Source organism: uncultured Veillonella sp. (assembly GCF_905209685.1).
GTDB lineage: Bacteria > Bacillota > Negativicutes > Veillonellales > Veillonellaceae > Veillonella.
Window position 1 is genome coordinate 1 of record NZ_CAJLUB010000017.1, and the last position, 23,018, is coordinate 23,018.

General features: G+C 37.7%; 22 protein-coding genes. All 22 read right to left on the reverse strand.

What is annotated here, in order from left to right; translation table 11 throughout:
• Positions 1 to 79 precede the first annotated feature (79 nt).
• The 22 genes from QZ055_RS02770 to scfB all read right to left on the reverse strand — a co-directional run bounded on the left by QZ055_RS02770 (position 80) and on the right by scfB (position 22,829).
• Positions 80 to 1,360 carry a type II secretion system protein GspD gene (locus QZ055_RS02770; protein WP_105089538.1) on the reverse strand — a complete coding sequence of 427 codons (1,281 nt, stop codon included), beginning with the start codon at positions 1,358 to 1,360 and terminating at the stop codon, positions 80 to 82.
• Between the two features lie 89 nt (positions 1,361 to 1,449).
• Entirely contained in the window at positions 1,450 to 2,280 is an 831-nt protein-coding gene (locus QZ055_RS02775; protein WP_295824496.1) for a hypothetical protein, read from the reverse strand.
• Positions 2,281 to 2,409: 129 nt separating this feature from the next.
• Positions 2,410 to 3,399 carry a UDP-glucose 4-epimerase GalE gene (gene galE / locus QZ055_RS02780; RefSeq protein ID WP_295824498.1) on the reverse strand — a complete coding sequence of 330 codons (990 nt, stop codon included), beginning with the start codon at positions 3,397 to 3,399 and terminating at the stop codon, positions 2,410 to 2,412.
• A 9-nt stretch (positions 3,400 to 3,408) separates the two neighbouring features.
• Positions 3,409 to 4,845: a glucose-6-phosphate isomerase gene (locus QZ055_RS02785; RefSeq protein ID WP_295824499.1), complete on the reverse strand. Its 1,437-nt coding sequence runs from the start codon at positions 4,843 to 4,845 to the stop codon at positions 3,409 to 3,411.
• Between the two features lie 84 nt (positions 4,846 to 4,929).
• Complete coding sequence (locus QZ055_RS02790) at positions 4,930 to 5,208, reverse strand: DUF1294 domain-containing protein (protein WP_024065484.1); 279 nt, start codon at positions 5,206 to 5,208, stop codon at positions 4,930 to 4,932.
• Positions 5,209 to 5,228: 20 nt separating this feature from the next.
• A complete protein-coding gene (locus QZ055_RS02795) occupies positions 5,229 to 6,152 on the reverse strand; it encodes an NAD-dependent epimerase/dehydratase family protein (protein WP_105088996.1) in 924 nt (307 codons plus the stop codon).
• A 22-nt stretch (positions 6,153 to 6,174) separates the two neighbouring features.
• Entirely contained in the window at positions 6,175 to 6,900 is a 726-nt protein-coding gene (locus QZ055_RS02800) for a ribonuclease H family protein (RefSeq protein ID WP_295824501.1), read from the reverse strand.
• Positions 6,901 to 6,909: 9 nt separating this feature from the next.
• Complete coding sequence (gene ybaK / locus QZ055_RS02805; protein WP_105088994.1) at positions 6,910 to 7,401, reverse strand: Cys-tRNA(Pro) deacylase; 492 nt, start codon at positions 7,399 to 7,401, stop codon at positions 6,910 to 6,912.
• Between the two features lie 80 nt (positions 7,402 to 7,481).
• Entirely contained in the window at positions 7,482 to 8,480 is a 999-nt protein-coding gene (locus tag QZ055_RS02810) for a nucleoid-associated protein (protein WP_295824505.1), read from the reverse strand.
• Positions 8,481 to 8,507: 27 nt separating this feature from the next.
• Positions 8,508 to 9,803: an AMP-binding protein gene (locus QZ055_RS02815; RefSeq protein ID WP_295824507.1), complete on the reverse strand. Its 1,296-nt coding sequence runs from the start codon at positions 9,801 to 9,803 to the stop codon at positions 8,508 to 8,510.
• A 1-nt stretch (position 9,804) separates the two neighbouring features.
• Entirely contained in the window at positions 9,805 to 10,911 is a 1,107-nt protein-coding gene (locus tag QZ055_RS02820; protein WP_295824510.1) for a thiolase family protein, read from the reverse strand.
• Between the two features lie 66 nt (positions 10,912 to 10,977).
• Complete coding sequence (locus tag QZ055_RS02825) at positions 10,978 to 11,490, reverse strand: biotin transporter BioY (RefSeq protein ID WP_005387058.1); 513 nt, start codon at positions 11,488 to 11,490, stop codon at positions 10,978 to 10,980.
• 8 nt (positions 11,491 to 11,498) lie between these two features.
• Positions 11,499 to 11,996 (reverse strand): hypothetical protein, encoded by a 498-nt coding sequence (locus tag QZ055_RS02830; protein ID WP_295824512.1) that lies wholly within the window; start codon positions 11,994 to 11,996, stop codon positions 11,499 to 11,501.
• Between the two features lie 230 nt (positions 11,997 to 12,226).
• Positions 12,227 to 13,090, reverse strand: coding sequence for a UTP--glucose-1-phosphate uridylyltransferase GalU (galU, locus tag QZ055_RS02835; protein WP_155086914.1), 864 nt, complete (start codon positions 13,088 to 13,090; stop codon positions 12,227 to 12,229).
• Between the two features lie 13 nt (positions 13,091 to 13,103).
• Positions 13,104 to 14,657, reverse strand: coding sequence for an LptA/OstA family protein (locus tag QZ055_RS02840; protein WP_295824515.1), 1,554 nt, complete (start codon positions 14,655 to 14,657; stop codon positions 13,104 to 13,106).
• 37 nt (positions 14,658 to 14,694) lie between these two features.
• Positions 14,695 to 15,813, reverse strand: a complete 1,119-nt coding sequence (locus QZ055_RS02845; protein WP_024065495.1) for a hypothetical protein — start codon at positions 15,811 to 15,813, stop codon at positions 14,695 to 14,697.
• Positions 15,814 to 15,921: 108 nt separating this feature from the next.
• Complete coding sequence (locus QZ055_RS02850) at positions 15,922 to 16,368, reverse strand: hypothetical protein (RefSeq protein ID WP_005387067.1); 447 nt, start codon at positions 16,366 to 16,368, stop codon at positions 15,922 to 15,924.
• A 254-nt stretch (positions 16,369 to 16,622) separates the two neighbouring features.
• Positions 16,623 to 17,630 carry a hydrogenase expression/formation protein HypE gene (gene hypE / locus QZ055_RS02855; protein ID WP_295824517.1) on the reverse strand — a complete coding sequence of 336 codons (1,008 nt, stop codon included), beginning with the start codon at positions 17,628 to 17,630 and terminating at the stop codon, positions 16,623 to 16,625.
• 1 nt (position 17,631) lies between these two features.
• Entirely contained in the window at positions 17,632 to 18,750 is a 1,119-nt protein-coding gene (gene hypD / locus QZ055_RS02860; RefSeq protein WP_295824520.1) for a hydrogenase formation protein HypD, read from the reverse strand.
• Complete coding sequence (locus tag QZ055_RS02865; protein ID WP_005387071.1) at positions 18,710 to 18,961, reverse strand: HypC/HybG/HupF family hydrogenase formation chaperone; 252 nt, start codon at positions 18,959 to 18,961, stop codon at positions 18,710 to 18,712. Before QZ055_RS02865 ends, hypD begins: the two co-directional genes overlap by 41 nt.
• A gap of 143 nt (positions 18,962 to 19,104) precedes the next feature.
• On the reverse strand, positions 19,105 to 21,384 hold the full coding sequence (gene hypF / locus QZ055_RS02870) for a carbamoyltransferase HypF (RefSeq protein WP_295824522.1): 2,280 nt from the start codon (positions 21,382 to 21,384) through the stop codon (positions 19,105 to 19,107).
• A 35-nt stretch (positions 21,385 to 21,419) separates the two neighbouring features.
• A complete protein-coding gene (gene scfB / locus QZ055_RS02875; protein ID WP_295824524.1) occupies positions 21,420 to 22,829 on the reverse strand; it encodes a thioether cross-link-forming SCIFF peptide maturase in 1,410 nt (469 codons plus the stop codon).
• Between the last annotated feature and the right edge of the window lie 189 nt (positions 22,830 to 23,018).

Genomic DNA, 23,018 nt, shown 5'->3' on the forward strand with positions numbered 1-23,018 from the left:
CTTGGCGCACCCCAAATGATTTTCCAAGGCCTATCATTCGAATGCGTTCCATTCATAACCTCCTAATCATTACCCTTTATTATACCACAATTGCCCGAACTAATATTAGCATCTCTATAGAATCTTTTGTTTTTCTACTATGTCGGAATAATTTACCTAGTAAAGGAATATCTCCTAAAATAGGTACTTTTTGAATTTGATGTTGATCGCGATTATCCATAAGTCCACCTATAACGAGTACCTCTCCAGGTTGTAACCGCACCCGTGTATGTGCTTGCCGCGTACTAATTTTATAAGCTTTCATTTCGGATACCATGATAGGTGTACTTACTTCAGCGTGAATTTTTGCATCTACACCGCCATCCCCAGTAATAATAGGCGTGTAGTTTAACTTAATCCCCACCTCTTCATAACGTGTAGAACGCTTACGTTCGCCATTTACTTCGGACTCTTCTATAACAGGGATACGTTCACCGATCAAGATATGTGCTGTTTCACCATTTAAGGCCATAATAGATGGCTTAGCAATTAGCGCGGCTTTACCGGAACTTTCCATAAGACTCAACTCGGGTTTCACAAAAAATTTATAGGCTTCACCACCGGGTGTTTTACCAAAGGTAACGGCCCCGTAAGAATTAGTTTTATCTTCACCATGTCCTGTCAAGCTAAGCCACGACCACCGAATGCCTTGCTCCTTTGCATAAGATTGTTCCATAGCAATGACTGTCGCTTCTAATTGTACTTGCTTAGGCTCCTTATCTATAGCTTTAACCAGTGTTTCTACACGCCGTTTCTCTCCACTGGTCAAATGCATAATCACTTCATTTTGTTCTGAAAGTACCGCCATTTTATCATGTTTCACAACAGTGCCCATTATATTTTTTAAAGACTCTGCTGGCAAATGCTCCGGTGTTATAACATATAATTCTCTATTTTCAAGTGCTTTGTCATCTGGCTCAATAAGAATCGTATTATATTGTTTTGAAACGGAAAAATGATATAGCCTTCCTAATTCTTTTATAAGATCCTCTGGTGTTTCACCTTGCACAGTAGCCGTAATGTTACCTGTTAAAGATTCTACACCCATAACAGATATACGATAACTCCGACAAATCCCTAATACTGTTTCTTTTAGAGAAGCATTACGAACGGATATCGTAATTGATTCTTTTGATTTTCTCAGCTCGCCCTTTTCATTAATTACGTTATCCTTTTCTATGTCATTATTATTATTTGATTTACCATTACTAATTTCTCTATCTAGTGAGTCCCTATCGCTTTCTAGATTAGTAGTTACTGCTGGCCCTGTATTACTCGCTAATACTATAGAAGATTCCCCTAATGATGCATATAGAAACATAACCACTATTATAATTATTTTTAGTAGTATGCTAGCTTTGAATAGTTTTTTTCTTACTATGGTCACTCTACTACGTAAGCAATCCTTACCTAATTGATTTTTAACCACCGTGATGAACCTCCTTCAACGATTTCTACACCACTTGCACTTATATTAGAGACAGTAACGCCATGCCAAACCATCCCAACAGTAACCATTTGCTCCTCTGTACCTTTTCGTAAAATAGCAATAATCTCATTGCCCTCAACAATACCAACAAGTTCAACAGGCTGTTCCATACTCGAAGAATTTAACCTACTATGAGACTTTGAATTAATTTGATTATTAGTAAAATCATCACTGCTATCACTAATGGTTTTATCCCCTGTGTGTTTATTCTTATTCTGTGTTCTCCTGGTTTTATACCTATTAGTCCGTCCTTTATATGTATCCCTGCCTGAGTACTTACTATTATTAAACCCTTGCATATCATTAATGCTATCAGCCACTTCATCTACATCCTTAGTATCTTCATGTCTACCATGTACATCATTATCTGGTAAATCTTTAAAAACCTCTCTCCAATGATGCCCGCGTTCCACGCTGCTCACATCATATAACAAACGGCCCTCACTTTTAGTTTTTAGATCGTCATCTTTTCTCGTTTCTATAGCATCACTGTTATGATGTTTCTGTCTATTATGTGAAACTCCGTCTGATGATTCTTTTGAACTTAATCGGGTCTGATTATTTTCCTCACTATTAACATGCTCAGGTTGTACATGAACACGTTCTTCTTCGTGAGGATATAAAGCACCAACGATTAATACGCCAACTATAATTACAAGAAAAATAGAAATAATAATTTTATAGTGACGAATAATAAAATACTGTTTATCAATCCATAATTTAATGCGTTGTATATAATCTTGTAAGTTCATATTCCACCTCCTGCTGACATATTCTAGGAGGTCCTTTTAAATTCCTACAAAAAAATGACTCTACCAGTCACCTAGGTGACTAATAGAGTCATTCATTATATTGACAAATCAAAAGGATTTGTTCTTGTTTTATTTGCTTTTAAAACCATCAGGATGAGATGTATGCCATTTCCAAGCATCTTTTATAACATCAGCTACATTACTGAATTTAGGATCCCAACCAAGTAATTCTTTAATTTTTTCAGAGGAAGCAATCAATGTACCTGGGTCGCCAGCACGACGGTCACCATATTGAACTGGAATATCGATACCAGTTACCTCTTTAGCAGTTTCAATAATTTCCTTAACGGAGAAGCCATTGCCACTACCAAGATTAAACACTTGAGATTCACCACCGTTACGCAAATAATCCATTGCTAACACATGAGCTGTAGCCAAATCATTAACATGAATATAATCGCGTACACATGTACCATCAGCTGTATTATAATCAGTACCAAAAACAGTTATGTGCTCTCTTTTACCACGAGCTGCATCTAGCACAAGCGGAATCAAATGTGTTTCCGGATGATGATCTTCCCCAATTGTACCAGACGGATCTGCGCCAGCCGCATTAAAATAACGCAATGCAACATACGTAGAACCATAAATAGCACTATAATCAGATAGCATTTCTTCAATCATCAGTTTAGTACGACCATATACATTAGTTGGATGCAATGGCGCATCTTCACGAATTGGCACTACCTCTGGTTCCCCATAAACAGCAGCCGTACTGGAAAATACAAAATGTTTCACACCTGCAGTACGAGCAGACTCAATGAGGTGATAAGAACCAACTACATTATTTTCATAATAAATGGCTGGATTTACCATGGATTCCCCAACTTGAGAATGGGCTGCAAAATGCATAACACCAATGATATTATGGTCTTTCATAATATCTATCAACTTAGGATCTGCTATATCCATATTGTAGAACTGTACCCCTTCAGGAATTGATTCTACATGACCGCGCGATAAATTATCTACAATAATAGGTGTATAACCCGATTGTTGTAAGGCACGTACTGTGTGGCTCCCAATATAACCAGCCCCACCTGTTACTAAAATATTCATAGTTCCCCCTTATGAATTCTCTCCATCCTTTACATGAGCCAATTTTGGACCGATGAGACGTTTATAAACTTCAACACCTGGTTGATCGAAAGCGTCTACACCAGCAAAAATAGATTCAAAGTAAACAGCCCAACAATGCATAAACATGATTTCCCCTAAATGGAATGCATTTAATGTTGGTACAGTTATCGTCATATTAAAGCGATTGTCACTAGATAAAGCCTCTCTATTAGCATCTAATGCAATATTGAGAATATCACAAATGCCTACATTACCAAGTGCTTGCAATCGTTCATATTGACTATGTGTATTAGGCACTACGAGATTATGTTGCCACTCTTTAACCTTAATAAATTGAACGACCTTATTAAGGCGACCTTCTTGATGCTCTTGTACTTGAGCATGCATATCCATAGTTCCTACTGCCGCAACTGGTGTACGACCATAAGGTAAGCATGTATTACTCATCTTACCTAACGATTCGGACAATAGCTGTACATACCAATCAGATAAGGAATGAAGAGCTTCCCCATAAGGCATAAACACCTCAATAATACGACCATAACGTTCGGACGCAATATATTTTAGCAATGCACTTAATAAAGCAGGATTTTTGAAAATATCCTCTTCTTGGCAAGCAGCATCCATTGAAGCTGCACCAGCTAAGAACCCCTCAATATCAAAGCCCACAAGAGCCGCTGTTACAAAACCAACCTCTGTAAACACAGAGAAACGGCCACCTACACCATAAGGAATACTATAGGTTTTCCAATGATTTTCTAGTGCCATAGAACGTAGAACTGTAGGATGTTCATCATCAGACGTATCGGTAACAGCTACTACTTCATAATTTATATTCAGATCTTGTAATGCTTTTTCCAAAATCATGAAATTAGCCATTGGTTCGATAGTAGAGCCAGACTTAGAGGTGATAACGAGCATCACCTTATAGTCGGGTCCTTTTTTCTGAGCTTGATACTCTAAGGTACGAATAAGGCCTGATAAATAATCACCATCTACGTTAAATCCAGCAAAATACATCCGTGGATATCCGTTGCGTTCTTCTGTACTAAGATTATTCCAAAATGCACCACATTGAACATCAAAAATAACCTTACTACCCAAATAAGAACCACCAATACCTACAGATACAACTGTATCAATATTATGGCGAGCATAGTCCCTCAATTCATAAAGACGTTTTAGCATTGCAGGTGTATTAATACCATCTTCAGAAATATAAGGAAGTTGGTAAAACAATACCGGTTCAGGCAAGCCGTCCTTGGAAACATGGCCTTCTTCAAAGCCTGTAGAGCGTAAAATATTGGTGTGGCGCCAAACATTTTGTATAGCACGCTCAAAGTTTTTTACGTCTCGTTCTTGTATGCAACTTTCATTATATATGTTAGCGTAATCTAACTCGAACCCCGATTGTAATCGCAACATCAAATATCTCCTTCACTGACATTTTATGTACAATATTCTACTCATTATACCATAAAACAATGAATAAAATATTAGTTTATGCAATCAATTCACCCACAAACCATAACCAAACCCCACTGCATAAACAGACCATAACAATGCAATAGGGATAGCTAGTTTAAACTTAAGCTTTAAAGTCTTATGACGCCAAATAACCATGCCCAATAGCGCACCAAGGCCGCCAAAGGCAAATGCTAAAAATAATAATGTGAACTCTGAAATCCGATTATACCCCTTAATAGCACATAGCTTATCATATCCATACATGCTAAATACAATTAGATTCCATAGCCCTACAGTAACCCAGAATTGTGTATCACTCATGTCCCCAAACCTTATATACCTTACTTATGATGAGCTTTAAAATATTCTAATGTTTTTTGTAAGCCTTCATCTAATGTTGTTGAAGCTACAAATCCAAAATCACGTTCTGCCTTTGCATTACTTAAACGTGAATGTTTGATATCCCCTATGCGTTCGTCTTCATAATGAACCATAAAATCAGCACCACTAATAGATCTGAATCGTGTAATCAACTCATTAACAGATGTTCCCGTATTGGTAGACACGTTATAAATACCTGTACAGCTAGTATTGCCCATAGCCTTAATATTAGCTTCTACCACATCTTCTACATAAATGAAGTCTCTTGTTTGTTCCCCATCACCATATACGGTTAAAGGCTTACCTTCAACGATTAAACGATTGAAAATACTAATAACGCCACCTTCACCACCATCACCTTGACGTGGACCATATACATTGGCATATCTAAAGCATACTGTATTTAACCCGAAAGCTTCACGATAGATACGTAAATACCCTTCTGCAGTAAGCTTAGTCAAACCATAGAAGGATGATGGCATACCACTTAGTTCTTCTGTCAATGGTAATACTGCTAAGTCCCCATACACAGCAGCCGAAGAAGGCATTAAGAATTGTTCAACTTTCACCTTACGACAGGCATCAAGTACATTAATAAGCCCTAACAAATTAACATCACAGTCATAACTTGGATTCTCCATAGAGGATTGAACCATAGTCTGAGCAGCCTCATGAAATACAATAGAAGGCTTAAACTCTTCAAAAACAGATAATAATTTTGGATCTCGTACATCCATCTCAATAAATTGAGCAGAATCATGTACAAAAGAACGCATACCTGTAGATAAATTATCTATAACGAGCACATTGTGCCCCAATTCAATTAATCGATCAACTAGATGGGAACCAATGAAACCGGCTCCGCCTGTAACACATATATTCATAACACCCTCCTTTCTGAGAAAGTTAAATTCCCGCACCTTGTTTGGCTAGTACATCAGCCATTTCATTATATGTATCGCCCGTATGAGCAGCCACCTTGTGAAAGTGTACGCGCACACGGTCTTTTATAGAGTCATAAAACGCAGCATAATATTGAGTCAGTGCATTATTGCGTTTCCATCGTTTAGTAGCCCACATTTCAATCCCCATATAATCATAATATAGGGAACATTCTGGAATACCATGATCAACGGCATATTTCATAACATACATAGCAGCTAGTAGCTCACCAGCTACATTCCAAAATGATGTATATCGTTCATCATTAGAAGGAAATGAAAAAGTCTTCTTAGACCCATTCAAGAAGATAACGCCACCAGCACCAACTGTATTGGTACCTTTATTATAACTACCATCAATATAAGCAATAATATGGTCGGCCTTAGTAAAATCTGGTTTCACCACATTTGGAGATACCTTATTTTGAACTTTAGATCTAAATCCTATAGGTCTAGAATTCATAGATTTAGACTTAACTGCTTGTGGCGATTTAGGTTCGCTCCGTTTAGCACTCATAAAATCACTCAAGGATAATCCTGAATCATCTACAAAGGCACGTGCTTCTGCTTCTGTAGAGAAAGATTTGTAGATAGCACCGCCAAAACCCTTTACCTGTTTCTCACAGTCAGCCCAGGTAGTATAAACTCCTGGTACACGGCCTTGACGAACTGCATAAAACTTCTTTGCCATACGTACCTCTTAATGATCCATTGTAAGTACTACAAATTCAGCATTTACAACAGAGGCCAAATCCTTTGGATTTACCTTCATCTGCATGCCTCGTAGACCAGCGCTTACATATACAAACTCTTGAGGTTCCATTGTGGCATCAAAATAGGTAGGAAACGATTTTTTCATCCCCACTGGAGAACATCCGCCCCGTAAGTATCCGGTAATACCTAGTAAGTCCTTAACATGAACCAGTTCTACAGACTTATTATGACTGACACGAGCCGCTTGTTTCATATCTAGCTCTTCAGCCACTGGAATACAGAATACTACAAACCCTGTTTTATCGCCCTTACCAACTAGTGTTTTAAAGACTTGTTTTTCATCGAGTCCTAAAGCTTCTACTACATGAAGGCCTGCAGCACGCTCTTCAGACCACTCATATTCGCTAATACTATAAGGTATCTTATGAGTATCTAAAATACGTAATGCATTTGTTTTTTTATGTTTCTCTTTACCCACTATAACCTCCATATACTAGCATAACAAATAAATTTAATCATACCATAATATATTTCTATCGATAAATATATTTTTCATTACTATTTATTTACGATTTTATTAATATTTTTTAGTTCAATACGCAAGGTTCCATCATCATTAGTTTTGATTTCAATGAACTCGCGATTTTTCATATACTCTACAGGAAAAGAAATTTCAATGCCCGTATCCGTTTTAATCTTATGATGTTCGCCAACCTTCGTAGCAAACTCTCGATTAACAGGTAGAGGCCTCATCATATCCGCATCAGCTAATTCTTTCTTAGCCGCCTCTTGTTGAACAGGGTTTGATTTAAATACCTCTTCCACAATGCGAACAGGATCTACTGTATCAGATACTTCTGCATTTTTCGCAATCATAGACTTTGCAGTTGTCAATTCAACGACACCATCCGACTCGTGCGCTTGAGCTACCTTATCTACGATAGCTTTCACCTTTTTCACCGTATCTCTAGATGATTGGTTAGTGCCTAATTGCAAAACCTTATCTGCTAAGATATAGGATACTTCACCATCAAATTCACCTTTCGGTTCAAAAATTCGAACACTAAAATCATGCAAATTAATGGATGCAAAGGCGCGTAACTTTTGTGAAGGCATAGGCAACACAGCCTTATGAGAAACAAGTTCTGTAGCTAAACTGCCATCATCTTCACTAAATAGTTGATGAGTAAAAGCATCATGAGCTTGGCACAGAAGAATGCAGATATAAGATGCATCCGTAACAGCTTCACAAATAATCGTATCGATAACAACGGAATCCGTCGCTTGTTTCATATAGGTAAACAAGCTTTCACCTAAATTCTTAGATAAATCTATAAACTTAAGGTCTCCATTTTTATAATCGACTAATTGTTTACCAAATGGACTTGCATCATGCAAGGTACCTGTTCTAGCACCGGGGTCTTTGAACGCCTTAACTACATGATTCGCAATATAATCATGAATAGCTTGATCGCCAACCTTTAATTCATGTTCAGAGTATACAGCTAAAGAAGACGTAAAATCGAAAATCTCTAGCGCCGCCTTATTAATCTGCATGATGCCTCCTTATAACAGTAAAAACGATTACCCTTTATTATACCACTCTTTTAGCTTTCTTTTATCAACTTTTGAGCATTCTGTAAGAGGTAACATAGGAATAGAGTAGATAGATTTTGGCCATTCTATGGAAGGTCTATGATGCCGAATTGTTTCCATAACATCGGCTACTAGAACATTATCCTCCAACACCATATACGCTACAAAATCTTCCCCTTTTACATCATCTATGATATCGATAATAGCTACTTCTGAGACACCATCTATAGATTGCAAATAAGTTTCCATGGAGGGAATAGATATTTTATAGCCCCCCTTGTTTACCACATCGCCTTGGCGCCCAGTAAACATAAGATACCCCTCTCCATCTATATAACCACAATCATTAACGGTATATGTATCGGATATACCTTCAATATGATATTTTGTAGTCACATAAATAATGCCTTTATCCTCTTCAATTTGAACAGACGGAAATGGTCTTCCTACCGTACCTTCTCGGTCTAGCCACTCTTTACCTGTGCAATAGGTTATATAGTTAAGCTCTGTGGCTCCATAATACAGAATAAACTCCATATTAGGACATAGCTGTTGCAACTGCTCCATCAAATGACGATCAAGCACTTGTGAGCCAGCAATAATATAGTTAATCTCAGATAATTTACATTTACAATGCCTTACGAGCAATCTAAGTTTTGTAGGAAGAGCATAAACATGGTCTACTTCATATCGTTCAAGCAGCTCAATCCAATGAGTAGGACGCATAGAACTGGTCGTAACAATGGTTCCTCCTGCCCATAAAACAGCGATAACCATATTACTAACGCCAGTAAAACTAAAACTTCCTTGCAAAAAAATTTTTGTATCTTCGTTGATATGAAAGATATTATTTTGAATATCAAAAAACTCTCGCCAAGATTCTTCCTTTCGCCACAAGGGCTTAGGACGTCCTGTAGTGCCTGATGTAAGCACACCAAAATCAGCTAATGGTGGGACCCCTTCAGATGCTATAACGAGTCCTAATTTCTCTACATAATCTATATCCATCTCATTATGGCATACCATAGGAATGTAACATCTATACAATGTACCTAACCATTGTACAAGTTGTTCTAAAAAGGATTGACTCTGAATTAAAAGAACTTTATTTTTTGCTGATTCTTTAGCTTCAGTGAGATTTACTATATGACTAGTATCATCAATATCGATTGATAGAATAGCATCATATAGTTCACTATATGTATACTTTGTATCATCTATAATGAGAGCAATCTTATGAGGCTCTAATTCTTTATATTGTCGTAACCGTTCAATAATTGTCATTTTACATACGTTCCATAATCAAAGCAGTTCCTGTACCGCCTGCACCGGCAATAGCACACAAACCATAGCGACCATTACAAGATTCTAAAGCAGCCATACAATGAAGAGCTAATATAGCACCAGAACAGCCATAAGGATGTCCATACGCTAAGGCACCACCCAATTTATTATATTTTTCTAAATGCTTGGGATAGGCCTTATTGAAGAGCACATCAATGATAGCAAAGGCTTCGTTCCACTCTACTACATCAATATCATCCATCGTTAGACCAGTGCGTTTTAAAATCGCTTCTGTGCTTTCTAAAGCTCCTTCTGGGCTAAACTGAGGATTTCCCGCCCAAGGCATAATACTATGAATTCTAAAGGGCCCTTTTTCATTAGATACGTATACAAAAGCCGCGCCATCATGAGTTAAACAAGCATTACCTGCATTTGTAATAGAGTTCTTACCTAATAAGGGCTTCATCCTGGACAAGAGTTTTTCGTTCATTTTAGGTCTAATGCATTCATCAACACAGGCTTTGCCATCGATGGTAATAGGCATAATGTAAGATTTCAAATGCGGATTATTTAAAGCTTCAGAAGCGCGTTTGTGACTACCAATAATATAGGGATATAAATCTTCCTTGAGTACATTATGTTTTTGAATCGTCCTCTCTGCCCCTTCTAACATAGCTAGAGGAGAACAATCGTTAGGGCTAAACTGAGCAACCTTATATAGGCCTTCACGATTATCACCAGCTGCATACATCCTATCGGGCTGTAATGAAGAACTTTCAATACCACCAGCAATAGCCGAATCCATAACACCTGATGCAATATGTGTATAGGCCATCTCAATACTCATCAAGGCTGATGCACATTGCATATCTACGGTAATCCCAGGAACAGAATTCGGTAAATTAGTCATGAGCCCCATAAGGCGACCAATATTCCCACCTGTACCAACTGCATTACCACAAAAGATCCCATCCACTTGTGAAATATCATAACGATTGATTAATTCATTAATGAGTTGAGCTCCTAACATTTCAGGTCTCATATTTCTATATTGTCCATGTAATACGCCTATAGGGATTCTAAGCCCACCATGAATATATACTGACATATTAGCTCCTATAAGAAAATGCAGAAAAGAGGCATCCCAAGGAATGCCTCTTTTCATTATTACATTCTAAATTTTAATTTTAGTTGCTAACCAAGAAGCAACGAGACATTTTACAATATCCCCAGGAATGAATGGGAACATTACTACAGGCAATGCCGCCCAAAGTTCAGTTTTTGTTACAATCATAAAGCCTGCAACGCCAAATAGATATACTACAGGAATAGTAATTACAAGAGAACGCCATGCATAAGAGAAAAAGCTCTTCTTAGAACCTTTGAATACGCTTAATAATGTATAAGCTATTGGCCAAGAGAAGATAAAGCCCCCTGTTGGTCCTAATAATTTGCCAAGACCTGCTGTGCCACCAACGAATACTGGTAAACCTACAGCACCAAGTAAAACGTAAATGATAAATACAATAAATGCATCCTTTGGTTGCAATAATAGACCTGTTAATGTAGCCACCAAAGTCAATGCAGTTACCATAGCCGGACTAAATGGCAATGGGAACGAAATATATGCTGAAATACATAATAAGGCTGTTAATAAAGCCATTTTTGTTAAACGTCTTGCTTCCATAATTACCTCTAACTAATACATCTTTGTTTTAAAGATGTTAAATCTTCATTTTCACCAAAAAACGTAGCAGAAAATGCCAATGTGTCACCTACATAACCTTCTACATGAGCATCTTCAGAGTTTTCCACCAAAGTTACCTGATCATCTGCAATAACGGGTGCATGAAAATAAATAGCCATCTGCTGTGCAGATTTACTAATATTCCAATAATTCCATAAATTTTCTAAAATCATACAACCAGGCACTACATAGGGCGATTCACGATGAATTTCATTGGTATCGTTAATATCATTTACAAATCGTATGATATCCTCCTTAGAGAAAGATATCGTCCGATCATTCTCTTCTTCATGAATTATTGAACGAATACGAAATTTTCTCGGTACCGGTCGTAAATCAACTATTAAAAAACCTGATTTGTCTAGAATACCAATTGTAGTAGTTTTAGCAACTTGATATAAAATACCACAGATAGATTGATCACTACCCGAAGCATCATAATGCATATGCTTAATAACACAATGCCCTGGTAATCCAAAATCATTATTACACAATGTTGTAAAGAGCGATCTCATATAATCACAGTCCTTTATTTATTCAATAAATTGATTATAATCAACATTATTTTATTAGTCAACAAAATCACATCCGATTTGTTGACAATAATGCAAAAATATCGCTACCAATTAAAAGAACCTATGGTAACATCCACAGGCTCTTTTAATATATAGATTTACTATTTAAGATCTAGTTCTTTCAAATAAGCTTTGAAATTTTCACCTAACTCTTCATTACGAAGGGCATACTCAACAGTAGCTTTCAAGTAACCTAGTTTATCACCTGTATCGTAACGAATGCCTTCATAGGCCAATGCATAGGTGTCAGTTTTAGATGCTGCTAACGCATCAGTCAATTGAACCTCATTACCTACGCCTGGTTTTGTATTTTCCAAAATATTGAAAATATCTGGAGTTAAAATATAACGACCTAATACAGCAAGTGTAGATGGCGCATCTTCTTTTTTTGGTTTTTCCACCAAGTTATGAACGCGATATAAATTATCCGCTAATGCTTCACCAGATACGATACCATAAGAGCTGACTTTATCTTCCGGTACAAATTGAGCCCCTAGAATAATACCAGGATGTTCGTCATAACACTCAATTAACTGTTTTAAGCATGGATTTTCAGGATTATATACAATATCATCACCAAGCAATACAGCAAATGGTTCATCACCAATAAAGGCTTTAGCACATAGTACAGCATCACCAAGACCACGTGGTGCCTTTTGGCGGATAAAGTGAACCTTAATATCTGCTAAATCCTTAATCATAGCCAACTGTTTATTTTTACCTTGGCTTTGTAACAATAATTCTAATTCAACACTGCTATCGAAATGGTCTTCAATAGCACGTTTATTACGACCTGTAATGATTAGGATTTCTTCAATACCAGAATCTAGTGCTTCTTTCACAATATATTGGATAGCTGGTGTATCTACAATAGGAAGCATTTCCTTTGGTTGTGCTTTAGTAGCTGGTAAGAACCGTGTACCAAAGCCAGCTGCTGGAATAACGGCCTTTCTAATACGTTGCATAGTTATCTCCTAATTAAAAGTCTTTGCCAACAAATTTGATCTTCCATTGATCATTGTTGCTTCTATGAGCATCTTTATATGTCAAATACATATCAAAGGAATGCAAATCACGATGCCATGTATAGTACACAGAATCAATGTCACCACTCATCATATTTGTTTTCACACTGACAGAAACATCATCCAAGCGAGTTAATTTATAAGAACCACCATAAATGAGCTCCTTAGGAAGCTCTGTCGTATCGAATCGATATGGAGAGTTGTTATAAGAAATATTACGTTGATTATAACTAACCCATACATTAGCACGATTTCCCACTTTAGATTGGAAACGAGCGCCCCAATAAGGCATGCTACGAATCGTACCATCATAACCATAATAATCTCGTTGGTAACCACCTAAGAAACGTAAATCTGCATTTTTCCAAAGCTTAATTGGATCATGAGATACTTCTGTATAATACTCCTTATGAGAACCTTTTACAGAACCCTCTTTCCAATAACCCGCGTTTACACCACCACGTACAGTAATTGGAGATTTACCAACATGGTATGTATGTGTATCTAAGCGAACTTCACCAATCTTTTCAACCCATACGGTTTCATCATTGTACTCATTGGATTCCTTACTGTAACCAATAGAAGCAGTCCCCCAAGGTAAGTAATGTCTATAGCCTACTTTTGGTTTAAATCCAGACTTTGAATACCAACGGTAATCAATATAGGCTTCACCATGCTTACCGACTGGATACTCTGTACTACCATGTAAACCAATGCCATCATCACTACTATATGTAGGTTTTGGAACCAAGGAGAAAATACTAAATTTACCCTCTTTATCATGACGAAGAGATGCTGTATAAGAAGGCAAAGATAAAACCTTGAAGTTTTTAATATAGAAGGATGGTTTTTTGATAACTACTTTATCACCAGGATATACCTTGATATCTTGACCTTCTACACGATAGTCAGGTGTATGTTTAAAAGCCATCGCATGTTTTGTAGTAACCATGCCTTTTTCCATATGACCAGTTTCACCATCAAATGTAGCATTTTGCCCTTTTACATAGTAAGGGTCATTCCAACCAAAAGCTTGATCAGCTGTAAAATGGTGATCACTAGTACGATATGTCATATTTTGACCTGTAATATCCTTAGTTTTACCGCCATTTTCTAAAAAGCGATATCCACCAACAGTACGATATTCTGTAGTTTTCGTATTACCTTCTATACGCGGAGACATCAAAGTTTGATTACCTTGAGTCACTACTACATCACCTTGTGCATATACATCACCAGTGGACCCTATATAGGACATTTTGTCTGCATCAATACGAGTCGGCAACTGTTCTGTAGGTTGATCAGACTTTGCCTTTTCACCACGACGTACAACACGGATATTACTATTGTCAGGTGTAGATGCTTTAGAGATTTCTCCAAGATAGGATTGATCAACGCTATCCAATTGATCTTGATATACCGTGGTTGACTCTGTAGCGGCCCATACTGGTTGTGCTAAACAGAAAACACATGCCGCTGCCAGCCATTGTACTTTACGTTTCCTCATGGTTACTAGAACTCCTCTTGCTTTAAGAATTTGTTAATTATTGATTACGCTTTACAACTACGATAGGTTGAGAAACATTTTCTACTTGCTCTTCTTGTTCTTCTACTGCTGCTGGTTCCTCTGTTGTTGTTTCATTTTCATCAACAGCCGCTTCATTAGTATCTACAGTTTCTTCAGATTCATCTGCTGCATTCGGTACAGTTACAGCTTCAGCCAATTCATCATCACTATGAGCCAAACCGTCACCACCAATTACAAGACCTTGAATTGTTACAGAATCTTGAGGTTGTACATAAATTGTTGCACCAGCAGGGTACTCAATATTTTTCCCCTTAACAAAAGCGCCACCTACTAAACCTACTGGTCCAAGTAAAACAGCGCCAGCTACGGATGCACCTGCAGCTTTTACTTCATTACGAGTTTTGTCTTTAGCTTCTTTACCTTGTACAGCAGTGAATTCTGTACCATCGATAGCAGGAATAGTATCGAATGTAATATCTAATGCACCATTACGACCAAAGGAACGAGCCTTTTTCAAAGAAGTAATTGTACCAGAACCTACTGTACCTGCAGGAACTAATAAAACATTGCCATCCATAACATTTTCAGCTACTGTGAAAGCAACAGTGTCGCCTTCATGGCTAGTTTTTGAAGAAACAGCATCATTCAATGTAACTTTGAAAACTTGATTGCCCGCTAATGTACCCACTTGATTTGTGAGCGTTACATTGCTGCCATATACTTTTGTTTTTAAAGAAATGATACGTTTTTGTAAAGAGCCGCTACCAATACGACCATTAACGCTACGTTCCATCTTTTCTACACGATCAACAAGAGAACCTGCATTAATGCTATTTTGATATGTATATTCAAGTGCGTCCATTTCTTCGCGCAAAGAAATATTTGTGCCGCTACCTTCTACGGAGTTATAAAGGGAATCGACACGTTTGCTCAATGTAGCAGAATTGCCATTGAAACCAGTACCATACACGGTTTCATCAAGTTGATTAATGCGGTCCACTACAGCACCATCTTGTACAGCACCATATACAGTAGTCTCTAAAACATTTGTTTTTTCTGTAACTGTACCAGGAGCAGCAAATGCAGTGCCTGAAATCAAGGATGCCATTAAAAGTGTAAGTACTTGCTTCTTCATAAATTCCTCCACAACGTATCTAATGTATAACTGTTATACAACAGAATAAGCACGGGCCTAAGACCGTGCTTATTCCCTGAGTCTACTATTTTATATGCTCAGTGGCCATTAAATTTTCAAATCGATAATAGCAGATACACCTACGCCTTGAACACGAGATGCACCAACTGGGTTTGTGCTATCAACTGGTACTAAACCTTTTACACGAACCATACCGTTAAAGCTACCTTCAACTTGAGCAACCGCTTTAACTTGTTCAATGCTAGATGCTGGGCCAGTTACTTGAGCAGCACCAATATAACCTTTTGTACCAATACTGATAATAGGTACAACTTTAGTTGTATACTCTGTGCTTAAGTTATTTTGTTTCAATAATTTATTTAAGAAAGAGTCAATTTGAGGACCGAATTTATTGATAACAATACCGATGCCACCAATTTTAGCTGCACCACCAAGAATACTGCTAAGGCCGCCAGCTTGAGTAGTCAAGATGCCACCGAATGCAGTTGTAGTTAAACAAATCCCTAGAACAGCTGTAATAATCTTCTTTTTCATAATAAGCCTCCTATAGATACTTATATTTTAACAAATTCTATACATAGATTCTAGTGAAAGTATAAGAACTTACACATAAAGATACTAGCATTGTATAAAAGTCCGATGAACAATCAATGAATTTTACACAACTTAATTTAATGCTACCATCATAAAGAATTAGTGTCAATATCAAGTCTAACTCATACTCTATAGGCACAAAATAGTTCTTACCTTTACATATCTTTAAGACTTAGAGAAACTCAATTATATAATTAGCAGATACGAGGAACTTGATCTTCACCTAACAAATCGATTAAGCGAACACCACCAATAGCAGTTTGCAAACCAACCTTACCAATATTCTTATCTAATGTTTTGCCAATTAGCACCGATTCTTTACCTTCTTCAAAGCTGTGAAGAATAGATAGAACTTCATCTGTAACGGATGGATCTACTACGAGTACAACCTTTCCTTCATTTGCTAAATATAACGGATCATATCCCAAAATATCACAAACAGATTGTACTTCGGCGTGAATTGGTATAGCCGCTTCTTCTACCTTAATACCCACTTGGCTTTGATCTGCAATTTCCTTTAACACAGTACCTAGGCCACCTCGTGTAGGATCTCGCAATAGAGCCACTTGAGGTCCCACTTTATCGAGTACAGCATGAACCATGTTATTTAAAGGAGCACAGTCAGTTTTTAACGCATCAGATAGATCCAATCCAAATCGTTGTCCCATAACAGCAATAGAATGATCCCCTATTGCACCAGATAAGATGATATCCATACCAGGCTTCACACGATGTGGACCAATATCTATTCCTGTTGGAATCATACCAATTCCTGCAGTATTTATGTAGATTTTATCTACCTCGCCCTTTTTAACAACCTTAGTGTCTCCTGTAACAATTTGTACATTTGCAGCTTTAGCCATGTCTGACATGGTATGAAGAATTTCATCTAACTCATCAAAAGCTAATCCTTCTTCTAAGATGAGTCCACAACTCAAATATTGTGGAATAGCACCATTCATGGCTAAATCATTCACAGTACCACAGACAGCTAATTTACCAATATTACCGCCAGGGAAAAACGTTGGTTGTACTACATAGGAATCTGTAGAGAACGCCATACGTCCTGCTGTAACAGGAAATTGAGCACCATCATGTAAAGGAGCCAATAAATCATTTGTAAAGTATTTCAAAATAAAACGCTCGGTCAATTCATGACTAAATCGACCGCCATTCCCATGGACTAAGCGAACTCGTTCCATATTAATCCTCCCACGTCGATCCACCACTGGAATAACCGTATTTATACCATGCTGCACAACTACCTTCTACAGAGACCATGCAAGCACCAACAGGGTGGTCAGCAGTACAGCTTTTACCAAATAATGGACATTCACTAGGCTTAATAAGACCTTGCAATACACGACCACATTGGCATCCCTTCGGATCAAGAGAAGGCTTTTCAAGCTGGATAGGTAACGCCCGTTCCACATCATAGGCTGCATATTCATCCTTTAATCTTAAGCCAGAGTTTGGAATAACACCGATACCACGCCACGCATCATCACATACATCATATACTTCTTTGATCATCGCTTGCGCTACCGGATTCCCTTGCTGCATAACTACAGAATGATATGTATTTCCTACTACAAAATTACCAGTTTTTCGTTGCTCTAAAATATTTGCTATAGCAGATAAAATTTCAAGTCCATCAAAACCAGCAATACATGACGGTATGTGATATTCTTCAGGTAAAAATTGATATGGTTCTTCTCCGATAATAACACTCACATGGCCCGGCAAAATAAAACCATCAATATGACCTTCTTGTTTATCTAATAAAGCTCGCAATGCAGGAGGCACTAATTTATGAGATACAAGGAAGAAAACATTCTTCAATCCTGCTGCATGAACGGCTTTTACAGTTGCACAAATAACGGCAATAGTCGTTTCAAAGCCGATAGCTAAAAATACGATTTTCTTTTCCGGGTATTTCTTACTAAGTTCTACCACTTCTAAAGGGGTATAAATTACATGGATATGGGCACCCTTTGTTTGAGCTTCACTAAGACTGCTATAACTACCTGGCACCTTTAACATATCCCCAAAGGTTGCAATAATAACATCATCACGTTCAGCATAAGCCAAAGCCTTATCCATATACGTTTGATCTGTTACACATACAGGACATCCGGGTCCACTAACAAGTTCAATGCCACTTGGCAATAACTGACGAAGACCTTCACGGAAAATCGATACAGTATGTGTACCACAAACTTCCATAAGTCTTACGGTTTCTCCTGGCTTATGAAGAGCATTGATACGTTTTAACAATGCATCAGCACTGTTCTGCTTTTCCTGCAAAGTAAGCTTCTTCAAGTTCTTCTAGCTCCTTAAAGGCCTCTAATGTTTTTTGTGCCTCTTCTTCATCAACAATTTGTACAGCAAAACCTGCATGGACTAACAACCAGTCCCCTACCTTTGCCTCTGGTACGAGGAGTAAGCTGCAGTCACGGGTGGCGCCTGTTAATTCAACAGTGCCAATAACATCATTCACAGCTACTAACTGTGCTGGTACAGCTAAGCACATAATATCTCCTTATATATTACTTTAATAACAAATTCTATGAGTCTACTCTTATGTAAGCAAACTCATTATATATAAATATTTCTAATATCATTTTATCACAATAATAGTAATTATTAAGTGATACTAGCTACAAGAGTATATAACTATTTCTGATTACCAATCCATAATTGGCCGAGTGCTAAGCCCCCATCATTAGAAGGGACAGCTTCATTCATATATAAATTGCCTACATGCCAAGCGCGATATATTAACTCTACTAATTTGCGATTTTGAAATACACCGCCTGATATGGCCGCATCACTAATGTTATATCGCTCCATTAAATCGGCTGAAGTTTCACATAATGCAATGGCAACAGTTTTATGGAATGATGCTGCAAGATGCTCTCTAGACTCACCTTTAAAAACACCATCCATAATAGATTGAACAGTTGGTGTAAAATCAAGAATTCGCCCGTTATAGTTATAATCAAGCAATGTGCCTTTTTCATCACCACATAAAGATTCTAATGCAATAGCAATTTGCGCATCATAGGTATGAATCATACCTAGTCCTAAAAGAGAACCTACTGCATCAAATAAACGTCCACAGCTCGTTGCTTGAATCATAGGCATTGTAGATTGTAATGCTTTATCTAATATTTCCCAACCTTTAGGTAGCCTTTTCATCCAATCTTGGTAGACAGGTGGAATATCATTACCATAATAATTTCTGATATACCACAAGGCTTGACGCCATGGCTCAGAAACCGCTTTTTCTCCGCCTGGTAACGGTGCTTCATGGATATGAGCTAATCGCTGATATTCGTTGCCTTTACAAAGGAGAAATTCACCGCCCCATACGCTACCATCTGGGCCATATCCTGTTCCATCCATGGCAATACCAAGAACTGGACCTTCTAGATTGTGTTCTGCCATTACTGATGCAATATGAGCATGATGATGTTGAATAGGTATTACAGAAATCTGTGAACTTTTACCAATACGCTCCCCTAAGTGAGAAGAGAAAAATTGAGGATGACTATCTACAATTATTTTCTCTGGTTGTATAGAAAATAATTTCTCATATCGGTCAATGGTCCACTCCAAAGTTGTATGAGTAGACGCATTTTGTAGATCACCAATATGCGGTCCTACCAGAACTTCAGAACCTTTATTCACAGCAAAGGCATTTTTCAAATCACTACCCATAGCTAATATCGGACTTTGTCCTGAAATTTCACAATGAATAGGTTCTGGTACATAGCCACGACTACGACGAATAAATCTAGGTTTATTATTAATAACAGTTACAACAGAGTCATCGAGAGGTGCATAAATTTGCCGATTGTGAACCAAGAAATAATCAGCAACGGCCCCTAACTCTTCAAATGCTTGATCATCATCATATAAAACGGGATCACCACTACGGTTACCACTCGTCATAACCCACGCCGCATCTGATGGCAATAGCACCTCATGCATCGGTGTATATGGTAACATTACGCCAAGCATATGATTATCTGGCGCTACATGGGAACTCAAATGGACTAAGCTATCGTGATTTCTTTCTAATAATACGATAGGACGTTCCATTCCAGTCAAAATATCTAATTCTACATCACTAAGATGGACTAGCTCAATTGCCGTATCTAGAGACCCTACCATAATTGCTAATGGTTTATGTGGTCTATTTTTACGCTTACGCAAGCGTTGGACCGCTGCATCATTTCGAGCATCACAAACCAAATGATAGCCACCAATCCCCTTTATAGCGATAATACTACCTTCGTTGATTAATTCACGGGTTGTATTCCATACATTTACTGTATCTACAACCGCTCGATTAGGTTTATATAGAGTATAATGAGGGCCACATTGAATACAAGCATTTGGTTCAGCACGATAACGGCGCCCTTCTATATCTTCGTATTCAGCCTTACAAGCTTCACACATGGGAAACTCGTCCATCGTCGTTCTCTCACGATCATAAGGTAGAGATTTAATAATCGTATACCGAGGGCCACAATTTGTACAATTGATAAAAGGATATTCTTTCCTACGCTTGTCCTGTTCTAATTCTTTAAGGCAGTCTTCACATGGCGCTGTATCAGCACTAATAAACGTGCTAACCTCTTCGCCTAATGGAGAAGGCTTCACAGAGAACTCAACTTCATTGTTTTGTATAGTAAGATGTTGTACCCGTTGACTTGTAATACGGCACAATCGAGGTTGGTCATCTTGAATCGCATCTAAAAATAGTTGCAAATCACTAGCACAACCTTGTATCTCAACGTAAACACCTTGGCTATCATTATATACAAAACCTGTTAACCCTAGGGAATGTGCCCACATAGAAACAAGGGGCCGGAATCCGACCCCTTGAACTATACCGGTATAACGAATTCCCCAGCGTTCTATAGTTTGATTACTATTTTGTTTCATATAAGCTCCTACTATAGACGGAGAATTAATGGCTATTAACCTAATGCTACAGGAATACTGCCATCAATGCCAGCTTGTTCTAGCTCGGCTTGAATCATAATAGCACATTCAATACGTTTCTTTTGTAAACGGCAACCAAATTCATAAGGTGTTTCTAAATCGCCACCTAATGTAATGTTGTTAGCATGACAGCCACCGGAACAGAAGAATTTCGCCCAACATTCAGCACAAGTTGGTTTAGAAAATACATGTGTATTACGAAAATCTTTAGGAATTTCTGTATTTTGTAAACCATCATATACATTGCCAAGCACATATCCATCTTTACCTACGAATTGGTGACATGGGTAAATATCGCCATTAGGTACGACTGCCATATATTCATGACCTGCCCCACAACCGCGAAGGCGTTTTGCCATACATGGGCCACGATATAAATCCATACGGAAGTGGAAGAAATTAAACTTCTCGCCCCAACCTTCCAATTGACGTTGTAGGTAAATATCTGCTAATTTTTCATATTCTTTTTCAAGAACTGGCCAATCTTCTTCACGAAGTACATAATCCCCTTCTTCACCTACTACAGGCTCCATGGATAAATGTTCGAAACCAAGATCAGACATAGCCATAACGTCTTTTGTAAAGTCTAAATTTTTATGTGTATACGTACCACGTACGTAGTATTCAAGGCCATGGCGTTGTTTTACAGCATTGATAAGATTTTTAGCAATATATTTATAAGATTCAGCACCACTACCAGCTACAGGGCGCATCGCATTATGTACAGATTCACGACCATCCAAAGATAATACAAGGCTCATCTTATGTTCGTTTACATAGTCGATTTTATCTTGTGTTAAGAGCATGCCGTTTGTAGTCAATGTAAGCTTAAAGATCTTATTGTGCTTTTCTTGAATGGACTCAATGTATTCAACGGTTTGTTTAACAACCTCCCAGTTCAATAAGGGTTCTCCACCAAAAAAGTCTATTTCACAATGTTGACGAGGACCGCTCATTTTAATGAGGAAATCTACAGCTCGCTTTGCTACATCAAAGCTCATTAATTCACGTTTTACACCGCCGTAATCACCTTGGCTGGCAAAACAGTATTTACATGCCAAATTACAATCATGAGCAATATTTAAGCATAATGCCTTAACAATAGGTTTTTCACCTACTACAAGTTTAAACTCTGTACTCATCGGAGCAAATAATTGCTCCGCTTTAATGAGCTCATCTAACTCATCCATAATCTCATCAAGTTCTACTGCATCTTCTTTAGCATCTAATGCAGCATGTACTGCATCGCGATTAGTGCCATCATATATGTCAAGAACTCTATCAATGAGTTCGTCGATAACGTGAATGATACCGCTATTTACATCTAAACAGTAATAGTTATCCTTCATCCGAAACTTATGGATCATTGGTTTTAATTCTAACATGGTACCTCCAAATAATATGTATGGTAAAAGTTCTACTATATAGAACTTTCTAGATAATTGTACCACATTTCTACGCTAAACGTTATGAAAAGAGTCATAAAGATATACCATACAAGGTATGTATTAAAAACATAAATCAGAACCACCCGTAAAACGGGTGGTTTGCTCACGGGCTATAAGCCCGTAGTA

Coding starts and splice junctions, on each gene's coding strand:
- QZ055_RS02770 (WP_105089538.1), bottom strand. CDS start 1,360: ATGTTTCTATATGCATCATTAGGGGAATCTTCTATAGTATTAGCGAGT.
- QZ055_RS02775 (WP_295824496.1), bottom strand. CDS start 2,280: ATGAACTTACAAGATTATATACAACGCATTAAATTATGGATTGATAAA.
- galE (WP_295824498.1), bottom strand. CDS start 3,399: ATGAATATTTTAGTAACAGGTGGGGCTGGTTATATTGGGAGCCACACA.
- QZ055_RS02785 (WP_295824499.1), bottom strand. CDS start 4,845: ATGTTGCGATTACAATCGGGGTTCGAGTTAGATTACGCTAACATATAT.
- QZ055_RS02790 (WP_024065484.1), bottom strand. CDS start 5,208: ATGAGTGATACACAATTCTGGGTTACTGTAGGGCTATGGAATCTAATT.
- QZ055_RS02795 (WP_105088996.1), bottom strand. CDS start 6,152: ATGAATATATGTGTTACAGGCGGAGCCGGTTTCATTGGTTCCCATCTA.
- QZ055_RS02800 (WP_295824501.1), bottom strand. CDS start 6,900: ATGGCAAAGAAGTTTTATGCAGTTCGTCAAGGCCGTGTACCAGGAGTT.
- QZ055_RS02810 (WP_295824505.1), bottom strand. CDS start 8,480: ATGCAGATTAATAAGGCGGCGCTAGAGATTTTCGATTTTACGTCTTCT.
- QZ055_RS02815 (WP_295824507.1), bottom strand. CDS start 9,803: ATGACAATTATTGAACGGTTACGACAATATAAAGAATTAGAGCCTCAT.
- QZ055_RS02820 (WP_295824510.1), bottom strand. CDS start 10,911: ATGTCAGTATATATTCATGGTGGGCTTAGAATCCCTATAGGCGTATTA.
- QZ055_RS02825 (WP_005387058.1), bottom strand. CDS start 11,490: ATGGAAGCAAGACGTTTAACAAAAATGGCTTTATTAACAGCCTTATTA.
- QZ055_RS02830 (WP_295824512.1), bottom strand. CDS start 11,996: ATGCATTATGATGCTTCGGGTAGTGATCAATCTATCTGTGGTATTTTA.
- galU (WP_155086914.1), bottom strand. CDS start 13,090: ATGCAACGTATTAGAAAGGCCGTTATTCCAGCAGCTGGCTTTGGTACA.
- QZ055_RS02840 (WP_295824515.1), bottom strand. CDS start 14,657: ATGAGGAAACGTAAAGTACAATGGCTGGCAGCGGCATGTGTTTTCTGT.
- QZ055_RS02845 (WP_024065495.1), bottom strand. CDS start 15,813: ATGAAGAAGCAAGTACTTACACTTTTAATGGCATCCTTGATTTCAGGC.
- QZ055_RS02850 (WP_005387067.1), bottom strand. CDS start 16,368: ATGAAAAAGAAGATTATTACAGCTGTTCTAGGGATTTGTTTAACTACA.
- hypE (WP_295824517.1), bottom strand. CDS start 17,630: ATGGAACGAGTTCGCTTAGTCCATGGGAATGGCGGTCGATTTAGTCAT.
- QZ055_RS02865 (WP_005387071.1), bottom strand. CDS start 18,961: ATGTGCTTAGCTGTACCAGCACAGTTAGTAGCTGTGAATGATGTTATT.
- hypF (WP_295824522.1), bottom strand. CDS start 21,384: ATGAAACAAAATAGTAATCAAACTATAGAACGCTGGGGAATTCGTTAT.
- scfB (WP_295824524.1), bottom strand. CDS start 22,829: ATGTTAGAATTAAAACCAATGATCCATAAGTTTCGGATGAAGGATAAC.